Source organism: Staphylococcus sp. GDB9P120P, assembly GCF_017893435.1.
GTDB lineage: Bacteria > Bacillota > Bacilli > Staphylococcales > Staphylococcaceae > Staphylococcus > Staphylococcus cohnii.
The window spans coordinates 137,378-150,307 of record NZ_JAESNB010000002.1 but is presented as its reverse complement, the minus strand read 5'-3'; the positions used below and the strand labels follow the sequence as shown (position 1 = coordinate 150,307).

The 12,930-nt window shown below is 31.7% G+C and carries 13 protein-coding genes; 11 read left to right on the top strand and 2 right to left on the bottom strand.

What is annotated here, in order from left to right:
* The 11 genes from KA856_RS00720 to KA856_RS00670 all read left to right on the top strand — a co-directional run bounded on the left by KA856_RS00720 (position 1) and on the right by KA856_RS00670 (position 10,869).
* Complete coding sequence (locus KA856_RS00720; RefSeq protein WP_107517856.1) at positions 1–1,560, top strand: hypothetical protein; 1,560 nt, start codon at positions 1–3, stop codon at positions 1,558–1,560.
* A gap of 154 nt (positions 1,561–1,714) precedes the next feature.
* On the top strand, positions 1,715–1,984 hold the full coding sequence (locus KA856_RS00715; protein ID WP_031838353.1) for a hypothetical protein: 270 nt from the start codon (positions 1,715–1,717) through the stop codon (positions 1,982–1,984).
* Positions 1,984–3,774 (top strand): cassette chromosome replicative helicase, encoded by a 1,791-nt coding sequence (gene cch1 / locus KA856_RS00710; RefSeq protein ID WP_210138365.1) that lies wholly within the window; start codon positions 1,984–1,986, stop codon positions 3,772–3,774. Before KA856_RS00715 ends, cch1 begins: the two co-directional genes overlap by 1 nt.
* A 62-nt stretch (positions 3,775–3,836) precedes the next feature.
* Positions 3,837–4,094 (top strand): hypothetical protein, encoded by a 258-nt coding sequence (locus KA856_RS00705; RefSeq protein WP_058332293.1) that lies wholly within the window; start codon positions 3,837–3,839, stop codon positions 4,092–4,094.
* Positions 4,095–4,271: 177 nt separating this feature from the next.
* The gene (gene ccrA / locus KA856_RS00700) at positions 4,272–5,621 is read left to right on the top strand and encodes a cassette chromosome recombinase CcrA (RefSeq protein WP_210123110.1); all 1,350 of its coding nucleotides are present in this window, start codon (positions 4,272–4,274) and stop codon (positions 5,619–5,621) included.
* Positions 5,622–5,642: 21 nt separating this feature from the next.
* Positions 5,643–7,268, top strand: a complete 1,626-nt coding sequence (ccrB, locus tag KA856_RS00695) for a cassette chromosome recombinase CcrB (RefSeq protein WP_210138364.1) — start codon at positions 5,643–5,645, stop codon at positions 7,266–7,268.
* Between the two features lie 475 nt (positions 7,269–7,743).
* Positions 7,744–8,082, top strand: a complete 339-nt coding sequence (locus KA856_RS00690; protein WP_210138363.1) for an SAUGI family uracil-DNA glycosylase inhibitor — start codon at positions 7,744–7,746, stop codon at positions 8,080–8,082.
* Positions 8,083–8,177: 95 nt separating this feature from the next.
* A complete protein-coding gene (locus KA856_RS00685) occupies positions 8,178–8,489 on the top strand; it encodes a DUF960 family protein (protein WP_210138362.1) in 312 nt (103 codons plus the stop codon).
* A 13-nt stretch (positions 8,490–8,502) separates the two neighbouring features.
* Complete coding sequence (locus KA856_RS00680) at positions 8,503–9,006, top strand: DUF1643 domain-containing protein (RefSeq protein ID WP_115336942.1); 504 nt, start codon at positions 8,503–8,505, stop codon at positions 9,004–9,006.
* A gap of 105 nt (positions 9,007–9,111) precedes the next feature.
* The gene (locus KA856_RS00675) at positions 9,112–9,492 is read left to right on the top strand and encodes a DNA adenine methylase (protein ID WP_107523547.1); all 381 of its coding nucleotides are present in this window, start codon (positions 9,112–9,114) and stop codon (positions 9,490–9,492) included.
* Positions 9,493–9,789: 297 nt separating this feature from the next.
* Complete coding sequence (locus tag KA856_RS00670; RefSeq protein ID WP_195722016.1) at positions 9,790–10,869, top strand: site-specific DNA-methyltransferase; 1,080 nt, start codon at positions 9,790–9,792, stop codon at positions 10,867–10,869.
* An 18-nt stretch (positions 10,870–10,887) separates the two neighbouring features.
* Here KA856_RS00670 and KA856_RS00665 read toward each other — a convergent pair whose 3' ends face one another.
* A complete protein-coding gene (locus tag KA856_RS00665; protein ID WP_210138361.1) occupies positions 10,888–11,802 on the bottom strand; it encodes an HpyAIV family type II restriction enzyme in 915 nt (304 codons plus the stop codon).
* A 106-nt stretch (positions 11,803–11,908) separates the two neighbouring features.
* The gene (gene rlmH / locus KA856_RS00660) at positions 11,909–12,388 is read right to left on the bottom strand and encodes a 23S rRNA (pseudouridine(1915)-N(3))-methyltransferase RlmH (protein WP_119537745.1); all 480 of its coding nucleotides are present in this window, start codon (positions 12,386–12,388) and stop codon (positions 11,909–11,911) included.
* Positions 12,389–12,930: the final 542 nt, after the last annotated feature.

Genomic DNA, 12,930 nt, shown 5'->3' with positions numbered 1-12,930 from the left:
ATGACACTAAAACTAATTTCAAAGTATAACTCTGAATTCATGCAGGATATAATCAATCAAATAAACATATCGTTAGAAGATATTGAAGGTTCATCAACAATTGAAGTCGAATTCGATAATGAAGGCAATTATACACGTTATCAATTTCAAAATAATAAACTTTATATAAAAAATATTTTACCAAATTTAATTTATTTGTTAGGTATTGATGATGGTGTAGATACTTTTATGCGTGGATTCAACGAAGGATTTTATGAAGTCTTAACAAGGTTTATATATGCCTCAAACTTAGATGATCAATTTGAAGAGTATAAAAATGCAATTTTCACTTATTTGTTCACACCTAAAGGTAAACTAAAGGAACATGTACTATTAAAATTACATAATGATGGATCTATAGCTCTTGACGACACTACTTTTAAAAGAGCTACTGTAAATACTACTTTTGGTTATAAAAATAATATACCTTTTAGATTTTACGATGAAAATAATCCGAATATCACATCACTGGATAATATGCTAAACACTGCTTTTACAATTAAAAATGGTCTCGAACGTAAAAACTATAATTATTCAAATAACTATTCCTCATCATATTCACATGAAGAATGGGAAAACTTAAATATGATTGCTGATATAAGTACACAAGTCAATATAGATTTAAATGACAAAAATAATGAGATATTTCAAAGATATTTCACAAAAGAACAACTTATTTCATCTATAATACAGACACTATTAAATAGGTTCCCTGATATCAACACAGATGAAGAAAAACAGATAACTGCAAATCTAAATTCATTAATTGGTAAATTATCAAAAGACAACATTCGTGGAAGGTTCCCTTTTAGTGATGTACTAACAATTTTGTCTGTTTTTTATTTTAGATATTTGTACATAGACAGTAATACACATGCTAAACACAAAAATGCATCTGGCAACAATAGCTATTTTGCTTTACTATTTAACAAGCAAGAATTAAATATATTAAAAAAGCAAAAAGTTAATTATTCAGAACTCCAAGATTTTGAGGAACAAAAATTAAAATTCAACGCTGATTTTCAACAACTACATAACGACATAGATGAATTAACTGAAAATCACTTACACATTGTCTTCACAGATGACAAATTAGGAAATGAAGATGATGAAGGTGATTTTTCATCTTTTCATATCATCGATAATGAACTTATAAATGCATCAAATTTGTTTATACATAAATTATTTTATATGGATCAGCTACCATTTATGGAAACTTTGCTTAGTACTTTATCAGGTGTTTACACTCATATTTGCGAGAACATGAATTTCTTTCATACAAATGCGCCTATAGAAGTTCTTAATTTGAGTAATCAAATTATAAAAACGACAAAAAAATGGAGTAATACAATAACACCTCTCCATGCTAAAAATGACTTAACTCATAGTAAATCAAATAAGTACGACCTAAACTTATTCATTTATGACTTTAAAATTTCTAGTGAAACTCATCTATCTCTAATTAATTCTATGAATGTAATTGATAATCTAAACTTGAGACAAAAATATTTTAAAAAATAATTACTACAACTCAATCTCTTTAGTACCAATCTTTATTCAACCTAACTGTCTAACCAATCATTCTTGGTTAGACAGTTAGGTTTATTTTTGTGTGATGTAATACACGTAATGAATCTTTATGATTCAGAAAAAATTATAAAGGCGGTAATTACTTATGAAGTATAAACCTATTCGAGTAATACAATTGTATGGAGCATCAAAGAAAGCTGCGAAACAAAAATACAGCGGAGAGACGTTCATCTTTAATGACTTAGTAAATCAGGTTGGCACTTTCAACTGTACTACTAATGAAATTAGAGAAGTAGGTCGCATGTTTGGGGCGTGGGAAAGAAAAGGATGCGACGCTCCTATCAAAAGAATTTCTAACAAATCTCCTATCCTGTATCAAAAAATTCGACTTTTTAATACAGGAGGTAAACGCTAATGGCTAACAACATCTTCGAGCAATATCCATACTGGTTAGATTCAACTGCATGGTATGAACTTATTCGAGCAAAAAACAAAAATGACGAAGATAAGATAATTCGTTTATCTAGTCCAATCATCATAGAAAACAAATTTCTCGACCCTACTACAGGGGTTGAGAAATTGACTATCACGGATGGCAAAAATATTGAACGTATTGAAACGTCAGATATTCTAACGACACAAAAGTTACCTAGACTGGTTATGTTTGGGTTCAGCATCAATGAAAAGTACATTAAATCGCTAGGTAATGCACTACAATTAATGCGTCAATCACTGCCCGTTTCTACATTGTATACAGGTGTAGGTGTCTTAAGTACTGATGAAGGTACTGTCATTTCATTAGATGAACCATATCTTTCAAAAGACATCGAGCAGTCTCAGGCTGATGAAATCATTTGTGAAACAAAGTATGACTTACAACCTAAAGGTACATTTGAAGGCTGGTGGCAAATGTATCTTGATGAAGTAAAAGGAAACTTGTTACTGGAGCTTGCTGTGATATTTGGTGTTTCTTCATTAGTGACTGCGTTCTTAAAAACAAAGCATGAAGTCGAATATTTTGGCACGATATTTTCATTTATGGGGAACTCTAGTACGGGTAAATCGACTGCAGCGGCATTAGCAGTTTCAATAGCAGGTAATCCATCTAAAGGTGACCAAACATTATTCAGAGGTTGGAACGGCACCCGTAATGCAATTGAAGGATACTTAAGTAACAACTTTGGTGTTCCTATTGCCTTAGATGAATTATCAGCAGCTACCTTTAAAGATACAAATGGTTTACTTTATTCCCTAGCAGAGGGGCAAGGTCGTCTACGTGCTAATCGAGAAGGAAATGTAAAAAATCCTCACCACTTTGGATCTAGTGTGATTAGTACAGCAGAACACACAATATTCAAAGATGCTAGTGCAAATGATGGTTTGAGAGCAAGATGCATCGAAATATCTGAAGCCTTTACGACAAGCGCTGACAATGCGGACGCCATTAAAAAAGGAACATCAAAAAACTATGGACACGTAATGCCGTTAGTAGCTGAATATCTTCTAAATCGTGAATCTGAAGTAATCAAGTGGTTTCATAGAGAACACGATTGGTTCAAAACTCAGCTTAACAGTGAAACAAACAATGTAGGTATTCGAATGTTCAAACGCTATGCAACAATAACGACATCAGCAAGAATATTAGAACGTGTAATTGCAACCCCTATCGATTTGGTCGCAGTTAGAGAGTACCTAGTTAGTTATCATGTAGATTCCGTAAGTGAACGCAGTTTGGCGGCCAAAGCGATTGATAGTGTGGTTCAATTCGTGGCACGCAATCGTAGTAAGTTTGCAGAAAGTAAAAAACTCTCCATAATGACTGAAAATTATGGCCTTATTGAGCTGAAAGACGATCACATTCAAGTCAAGATGCTTAAAGATGTTTTTAAACATATGTTAGAAGAAAACCAATACCAAGATGTAAAAAATGTAATAGATAGTTTAAGAGCAGAAGGATATATCCAGATGGATTCCGATCGGATAGCTATCAAACGTAATGTCAAAGATACTCAAGGCAAAACAAAAACGATCTTGTTCTACCATCTTGTATTGCCTAGTGAGTTTGCACCTGTTCTCGGTTTAAGCTCAAATTCTGAACCATACACACCACCGCAATTTGATAATAATACAACAAATAAGGAATTACTCAACAAATTTGTTAAAGATGGTAGAGAATGGGAAGAAAAGGGCGATTTAGAACTCTAAATATAAATATCGCTACAACGCGCTATGCGTTGTAGCTCATTAAATTAATCGGAGGCATAAAAATGAAAACAAACGTCAACTTATTAAATTACACAATTGATTCAGTAGAAGTCGATGATCATCAAAAACCTATTGTCGTTAATTATATCGACAGATACTACCATATGCAACAATATGTATTAACTGAAACGGAACAGAAGCTACTAAAATTTTATCACTTGTACCCTGAATTCATAAATGAAAAAGAGATAACTGAACATATTGTTCCAAGTACACAGAGTGAACGAATAACAATGCAACATGTTATCAATTCAATATAATTTGATATTTGGAGGTTGAACCATATGGACGAATTAATCACATTACTCGCTGATTTAGTGATTGAAGAAATCAATCACTTTGATGACTAATAATAACGCCCAACACCTCACTGGTGTTGGGCTCATCTATAAATTCGTTCATAAATATATATTATCACTGTGGAAGGAGGAAACAGGATGAAACAAGCAATTGGTTACTTACGACAGAGCACTACAAAGCAACAATCTTTAGCAGCACAAAAACAAACCATCAAGGTATTAGCCGAAAAACATAATATTCAACACATTACCTTTTATAGCGATAAACAATCAGGACGTACTGATAAGCGGAATGGTTATCAACAAATTACTGAACTAATTCAACAGGGACAATGTGACGTATTATGTTGTTATAGATTAAACCGACTTCATCGCAATCTTAAAAATGCATTAAAACTCATGAAATTGTGTCAAAAATACCATGTCCATATCTTAAGCGTTCATGATGGCTATTTTGATATGGATAAAGCATTCGATCGGCTCAAACTCAATATTTTCATCAGCTTGGCCGAACTAGAATCTGATAATATAGGCGAACAAGTCAAAAATGGAATCAAAGAAAAAGCTAAACAAGGTAAAATGATTACAACACATGCACCCTTTGGGTATCACTATCATAATGGTACTTTCACAATAGACACAGTAAAAGCACCAACAATAAAAGCTGTGTTCAATTATTACCTTCAAGGCTATGGTTATAAAAAAATTGCACAATATTTGGAAGAAGATAATAAGTTAATCAACCGAAAACCATATCAAGTACGTAATATTATCCTTAACCCTAATTACTGTGGCCGCGTTATCAATCAATACGGACAATATGAAAACATGTTCCCAGCTATTGTCAGTACAACGATATACGAAGAAGCTCAAGTTACCCGAACTCAGAAACAAGTAGAACGTAAGCCGTCAGAAAATCAACTCAAACAAAAAATCAAATGTCCCTATTGTCATTCGACACTCACAAACATGACTGTCCGAAAACCAGATCATTCATTGCGTTACTATGTCTGTCCGCAAAATATGAATAACGCTCGCTTTGTTTGTAAATTTAAAGGAATCAACGCACAGGAATTAGAAACAAGTGTTTTAGCGACTTGTCAGGACTTCTTTCAAAATCAACAGCTCTATTCAAAAATAAACCATACTATTCAACAACGACTCAAAAGACAAAGAGATATAGAAACTAAAACTACACTCAATCACGAGCAGCTGATAGAAAAATTAGCCCAAGGCAAAATTGATGCAGAAACGTTCAGAGAACAAACGCAATCATTACATCAACAATCAAAACCTATATCATCAATCAGTGCGTATCAAATTCGAAAAGCTTTCCAAAACATCATTCAAGAACGTTTCACGCTAAACATGTTGTACCCCTATATTGATGAAATTAATATTTCTAAAAATAAAGGCCTCGCTGGCATCTATTTCAAAAACGAACCACTGAATATTGTAAAGCAGACTATGAAATTATCAATTGTATAATTAAAGAAAGGATAGATTATAATGGATAAAATGAAGAAAAAGCTTGTAGGAGGCTACATTCGCGTGTCCACAGAGAGACAAGTAGAGGGTTATAGCATCGAGGGGCAAATTACACAAATAGAGCAATATTGCCAATTTAACGGCTATGAACTCGTTGATATATATGCAGATCGGGGTATATCAGGAAAATCTATGAACCGTCCTGAATTACAGCGCATGTTAAATGATGCTAAAAATGGAAAATTAGACTGTGTTATGGTTTATAAAACAAATCGTTTGGCACGTAATACTTCCGATTTACTTACAATCGTCGAAGAACTTCATCGCCAAAATGTTGAATTTTTTAGCTTGTCTGAACGCATGGAAGTCAAAAATTCAACAGGCAAGTTAATGCTCCAGATACTTGCAAGTTTTTCCGAATTTGAAAGAAATACAATTTTAGAGAACATTTACACCGGACAACATCAAAGAGCTTTAGAGGGCTATTATCAAGGCAATCTTCCATTAGGATATAATAACATACCTGATAATAAAAAAGAATTAATTATTAATCAACATGAAGCTAACATCGTTAAATATATCTTTGAATCTTATGCCAAAGGTCATGGTTATCGTAAAATAGCCAATGCACTCAATCATAAAGGTTATGTCACTAAGAAAGGCAATCCATTTAGTATTTCAGCTGTTACTTATATTCTCTCAAACCCATTCTATATTGGTAAAATTCAATTCGCGAAATACAAAGATTGGAATGATAAACGTCGTAAAGGCTTGAATGATAAGCCAGTAATCGCCGAAGGCAAACACACCCCTATTATTAGCCAATCATTATGGGATAAAGTCCAAGCACGTAAAAAACAAGTAAGTGAAAAACCACAAGTCCATGGTAAAGGAACCAATATTTTAACTGGATTAATTTCGTGTCCACAATGTTCTGCTTCAATGTCTGCGAGCACAACAGTTAATACACTTAAAGATGGAACTAAGAAACGCATTCGCTATTATTCTTGTAGTAACTTTCGCAACAAAGGATCAAAGGTATGTTCGGCCAATAGTGTTAGAGCCGATGTCATTGAAAAATATGTTATGGACCAAATACTTGAAATTGTCAAAAGTGATAAAGTTCTCAAACAAGTTGTCGAACGCGTCAATCAAGAGAATCATGTAGATGTAGCAGCACTCAACCATGATATTGCTTATAAACAACAACAATTTGATGAAATTAACACTAAACTTAAAAATCTAATTCAAACCATCGAAGACAATCCAGACTTAACATCTGCACTCAAACCAACCATTCATCAATATGAAACACAACTGAATGATATTACAAACCAAATTAATCAACTAAAGCAGCAACAAAATCAAGAGAAACCATCTTATGATACGAAACAAATCGCTCTCCTATTACAACGAATATTTCAAAACATAGAATCCATGGATAAATCACAACTCAAAGCATTATACCTTACGGTCATTGATCGTATCGATATTCGTAAAGATGGGAATCATAAAAAGCAATTCTATGTCACACTCAAGCTCAATAATGAGATTATTAAACAACTTTTCAATAATACCTCTCTCGACGAAGTGCTCCTCAGCACTTCGTCTTTATTTTTACCTCAAACGCTCTTTCTTCAAATCTAATATCTATGTACTGTCCTTTCGTCATTCAATAACACCTATCTAATAAACATCTTCAGCATCCTAAGCAGTCATAACTCAATGTGAAGCTTATATTGATATGACGAAAGAACATCCCAAAACAAAATACAAGTGGGATAGTAACGGGATTGGCTAACTTCATGTAGGAGAAGGATTACGCAAGCGTAATCCCAAAATCCCGTTATTATTTATAAATAAATAATATAAAAAGAAAAAAGTAAATCATAACCACACCTACAAATCCAAATGATATATAAATATATAGCTATATTTCCTAAGAAATGATCGGGATAACGGGATTTCCTTGTCATATCAACAATTATCACGACTTTCGATTGGGATCTTTTCTGTATTTCAGTGGGATTTCTAAGCGAAACAAATGGTATTTCAAACTTATATTATCAATAAGATGTATCACGTACATACATCAATCAAAATACATTAGGAGGTCATAACCATGACACTAGAACAACAACTCAAGCATTATATAACCAACTTATTCAATCTGCCAAAGGAAGAAAAATGGGAATGTGAATCCATCGAGGAAGTCGCTGACAATATCCTTCCTGACCAATATGTAAGACTTGGCCCACTTAGTAATAAAATACTTCAAACCTATACCTACTACTCTGACTCACTTCACAAAAGCAGTCTCTATCCGTTCATTCTCTATTATCAGAAACAGCTCGTAGCCATCGGCTATATAGACGAAAACCATGATATGGATTTCTTATATCTACACAACACCATCGTGCCCCTTTTGGATCAACGATACTTACTAACAGGAGGACAATAATATGCATAAATATATCAAACTAACACAATTAGCAATCACTATCCTAAGCGAAATCATTACATGGATGAAAGAATCAGAACGAAAGGAAAACGCTTATGAATAGATATATTACTCGTGGTATTGCCCAAAACTTACCTATCTCCTTACAAAAACAATTATGGCAACTCATCTCTGAACGTGAAAACGGACAGTCCAAGGAACTAGAAGCAATAGATTACTTTCATATCTTCCAGTTCAACATGCACAATAACCAATTATATATCAAACACCAACAAGAACGACCAGCGTACGTAAAAACGCATAAGGCAAATGTCAAACAGTCTATCGATATCAATAAGGTCTACATTATAAAAGAAGATGACGTAGACCTTTCTTATTACATTATGTTATTACCAAATGAATATTAAGGAGATAAAATCAATGGAAAATATCACAAATACACTTGTCACTACTGCAATATTTGACGAAAAGAGAACTCACCGCTACTTACTAACAAAGACATGGGACGATAGCAAGAAGACTGCTACAGTCATCACAATGTATCCAAACTACGATGGCATTATAAATATCGATCTCACTACACAACTCATTATCAATCAACTATCACAACAAGATATTGGTACAGTGCACTTCGTTAATCTTTATTCAAATATCACTACACCTAAAAACTTAAAGCATTCGAAGGATGCTTACGATAAACACAGTGACATTCATATTATGAAGGCTGCTTCAGATAGTGATGCAGTGATACTAGCTTGGGGATCATATGCCAAAAAGCCGAACGTCCAGGCTAGGGTTGGACAAGTATATGAATTACTTAAAGAACATAAGAAGAAAATTAAGAAGCTCATCAATCCAAAAACTAACGATATTATGCATCCATTAAATCCTCAAGCAAGACAAAAATGGATTCTAAAAGGTTAGTAATTGAAAAATGCTAACTTTTCCTTTTTATAAAGTAAGAATATGTTCTAGCAAAGTTACTTTATGATATAATATAAAATCGAGTTAATAACATATTAAACTGAGGTGAGACCTATTAAACCAATAATAAAATACCCTGGTGGTAAAAGCGCAGAGTTAAAAATAATTAAAAAATATCAACCAAAAATTATTGACAATTACATTGAACCATTTGTTGGGGGAGGAGCTGTTTTCTTCGACACACTTCCGAAGAACAAATCATTCATTAACGATAGCTCAAAAGAACTTATGCTTTATTATAAAGCAATTAAAAATAACGATGAAAAATTCATAACATTTTTAGAAAAAATAAACAATATTTGGATGGAAACACGAAACATAATTATTGATAACAAAAATGAATATTTGCTTCGCTATATTCACAATTTAAAATTACTAAAGTCTACGAGAACGTATTATAAACACATGCCTGAATTCAAAGTGTAAAATAACGTCTATGTAATATCATTTTTTAATAGGTGAATTACTCTACTCAAAATACAGTATCAACTCGATATTAAAATTTTTTAAGATTTATCCACTAATTGTTACACAATACGTTTAAGCAAGTAAACTGTTACTAAGATAATACATTTTATCATCATTATAAGCTACCCTATTATAAAAATATGATATCCTTATAATTATCCTAAAAAATTCTCATTTACAAGCTAATACTCTAAGTATTAGGATATTAAGAGTTTCATATTTATATTAATTTTAAATAGAAAGGTAAATAAAACAATGAAAAACAATTATATTAATTCTATATTACAAGGTGATTGTATAGAAAAATTAAAATTAATTGAGTCAAATTCAATAGACTTAATTTTTGCAGACCCTCCTTATAATATGCAAATACAAGGAGAACTAACTCGAGTAAACGGAAGTAATTTTAATGGTGTCTCTAATGAAAGTTGGGATAAATTTGACAGTATAAAAGCATATAAAGATTTTTGTCGAAAGTGGTTAATAGAATGTCAAAGAATACTAAAAAATAAAAATTCTTCAATCTGGATAATAGGTTCATATCAAAACATTTATATAATAGGTGATTTGTTACAAGAATTAGGATTTTGGCTAATTAATGATATCATTTGGAAAAAAAGTAATCCAACACCAAATTTTAGAGGTACTAAGTTTACTAATGCTCAAGAAACATTACTTTGGGCAACGCCTAATAAAAAAACAAAATATACTTTTAACTATAAAACAATGAAAAATATAAATAATGGCAAACAAATGACAAGCATATGGGAATTACCAGTTGCAAGTGGTTCAGAAAGATTAAAAGATATTGATGGGAATAAATTACATCAAACACAAAAGCCCGAAAAATTGCTTTACAATATAATTATTTCTAGTACTAAAAAGGGCGATACTATATTAGATCCTTTTTTAGGAACCGGAACAACAGCCACAATTTCAAAAAAACTTGGTAGAAATTATATTGGTATTGAACAAGATAAAAAATATATACACTACGCTGAACAAAGAATTAAAAATCAAGTAGTTATTGATGATGATTATGTAAATGCAGTACTTGATAAAAAATTAGTACGTGTTCCCTTTAAAAAACTGATAGAAGAAGGTTTTATAGACAAGAATGAATACATTTACTTTAATAAAACTGAGGAGTATGCAGTTATCTCAGATGTCAAAGAATTGTTATACAATGGAAAACATTATTCTATTCACTCATTAGCTGGCATTTTAAAAGGCTTGGAAAGAGCTAACGGTTGGGATTATTGGTATGTTAAACGTAATAATAAATATATTTCAATCGACCATTATCGTAAATTATATCGTGAAAAATACTCATAATAAAATAGCCTATATAGGCTATTTTATTATTTTTCCTAGATTTTCATTAATTTTTTCATAATTTTTCATTTTTCTACTAGTAAAATCATATTCTTCAATTTGTGCATTAATAAATTGTTTTAAAAGTAAAAGTGATTTCTTTTCAGGAAATATGATTGGAAAAATATAATCAACTACTTTATCATTTTCAAATAATTTACTCAAAAACGATATACTTTCTTCTTCAATAATTGTTTTAAAAGCGCGCATTGTTTCTTCTGGATCTTTATCAAAATTTAATTCTGGCAAATCAGGAATATCCTTTTTCCATAATTCTAGATATTTACAAATTTCATACCACATATCAGGTAACTCATTAATGTCTAATTCATTAGCTAAGAATTTAAATATTTCTCCACCATATGCCAAACAAAACTCATCATCTGATTTCTCTAATTTTTCCAATTCTGTAATATAGTACTTTTTATTTTTCACTAAACTATCATCAATAAACCACATACTGCCGATTATTTTATAGCCTCTATAGTAATCTTTTAATACGTTATATTTATCTTTAAAATTGGTAAATTGACCGCTTTTCTTAGTACTATCATGATCATCCCTTATTTTCTGTTCTATAAAAATAACTTTATTACCATATTTAAAAACTTGATCCACATTTAAGTCTTTACCATTTTTTGGATTTTTATAATCTTGTGGCAACTTTTCCAATCCATAATCACTAAACATCTCCCTGAATACACTCTCTAAGGCATCACCATACTTGATTTCCAAAGATTGAGTAAAGTTTTGAATAAGTTTACCTTTTGGTGTTGAAGCTCTAAAAATCCCAACAAATCTTGATGGATTTTTTTTTAAATTTTTTAACAATGTTACTTTTGCATCAGTAAACAACGTATCATCTAATACTTGCTTAAAGTCACTGTAATTCATAATTATTACCCTCCATTAAACATTCTAAATAATTATATCTCTATTCATATTATAGTACTATCTACTCAAACTTTCATTTGAATTTCTATTATTTCTAAAAACCGCATCACTTATGATACGCTTCACCGCGCATGATTTTAAACGCACGGTAGACTTGCTCGATTAAGACGACGCGCATCATCTGGTGTGGAAATGTCATTTTACTGAATGATAAGGCGTAGTCGCTTCTGTTTAAGACGTCTTGATGCAAGCCATTGGAACCACCTATAATAAATGTGAAGTCGCTTTGGCCACGTGTCATGCGGCTTTCTAATTCTTTAGAAAGTCCTTCAGAAGTCAGCATATTGCCTTTTATTTCTAAAGTAACGACTGTGGATTGTGGTTTTACTTTTGCTAGTAAGCGTTGGCCTTCTTTTTCTTTCACTTGTTCAACTTCTTTGTCACTCATATTTTCGGGTGCTTTTTCATCTGGTACTTCAATAATTTCAATTTTGGAATACGCACCTAAACGTTTTTCGTATTCAGCTATGGCTTGTTTCCAGTATTTTTCTTTTAATTTGCCAACTGCAAGTATAGTAATTTTCATAATATGCCTCCTGTAAAAGCTTAAAAATCAATAGTTATTAGACTTATCCACAAGTTATGCACTTATTCACACAATTCTCTCTTATTATAACAGGAATGTATACGATATTTTAAAATATTTTACGTTTTTTTCACAAGAAAGAGTGGATAACCTGTTTATTTGTGGATAACTCTGTGTATAATGTGGGTGTTTCTCTGTTAATTGTGCACATCTCTGGATAACTTTGGATAAATACGTGGATAAGTTGCCGATTGTCTTACATACTTATTCACAAAATTTACGTTTATTTTACAAAATCTCATATTAATTCATGCTATAAGGTAAGTTATCCACTGTTTATAAATTATCAGATAAATGCATATATGTAACTACTTTAATTAGCTCGTCATTTTATAAAATTGATAGTTAAACAAACCTCTAATTTAGTTAAAATGTTTTCGTCGTGTCATCACAGCAAGATGACTAGGGTTAAAATGATACTGAACTATGGTTCATGCATAACTCTTCGATAACTCAATAATATGAAAACTGCTGCTTTAACT

Coding starts and splice junctions, on each gene's coding strand:
- KA856_RS00720 (WP_107517856.1), top strand. CDS start 1: ATGACACTAAAACTAATTTCAAAGTATAACTCTGAATTCATGCAGGAT.
- KA856_RS00715 (WP_031838353.1), top strand. CDS start 1,715: ATGAAGTATAAACCTATTCGAGTAATACAATTGTATGGAGCATCAAAG.
- cch1 (WP_210138365.1), top strand. CDS start 1,984: ATGGCTAACAACATCTTCGAGCAATATCCATACTGGTTAGATTCAACT.
- KA856_RS00705 (WP_058332293.1), top strand. CDS start 3,837: ATGAAAACAAACGTCAACTTATTAAATTACACAATTGATTCAGTAGAA.
- ccrA (WP_210123110.1), top strand. CDS start 4,272: ATGAAACAAGCAATTGGTTACTTACGACAGAGCACTACAAAGCAACAA.
- ccrB (WP_210138364.1), top strand. CDS start 5,643: ATGGATAAAATGAAGAAAAAGCTTGTAGGAGGCTACATTCGCGTGTCC.
- KA856_RS00690 (WP_210138363.1), top strand. CDS start 7,744: ATGACACTAGAACAACAACTCAAGCATTATATAACCAACTTATTCAAT.
- KA856_RS00685 (WP_210138362.1), top strand. CDS start 8,178: ATGAATAGATATATTACTCGTGGTATTGCCCAAAACTTACCTATCTCC.
- KA856_RS00680 (WP_115336942.1), top strand. CDS start 8,503: ATGGAAAATATCACAAATACACTTGTCACTACTGCAATATTTGACGAA.
- KA856_RS00670 (WP_195722016.1), top strand. CDS start 9,790: ATGAAAAACAATTATATTAATTCTATATTACAAGGTGATTGTATAGAA.
- KA856_RS00665 (WP_210138361.1), bottom strand. CDS start 11,802: ATGAATTACAGTGACTTTAAGCAAGTATTAGATGATACGTTGTTTACT.
- rlmH (WP_119537745.1), bottom strand. CDS start 12,388: ATGAAAATTACTATACTTGCAGTTGGCAAATTAAAAGAAAAATACTGG.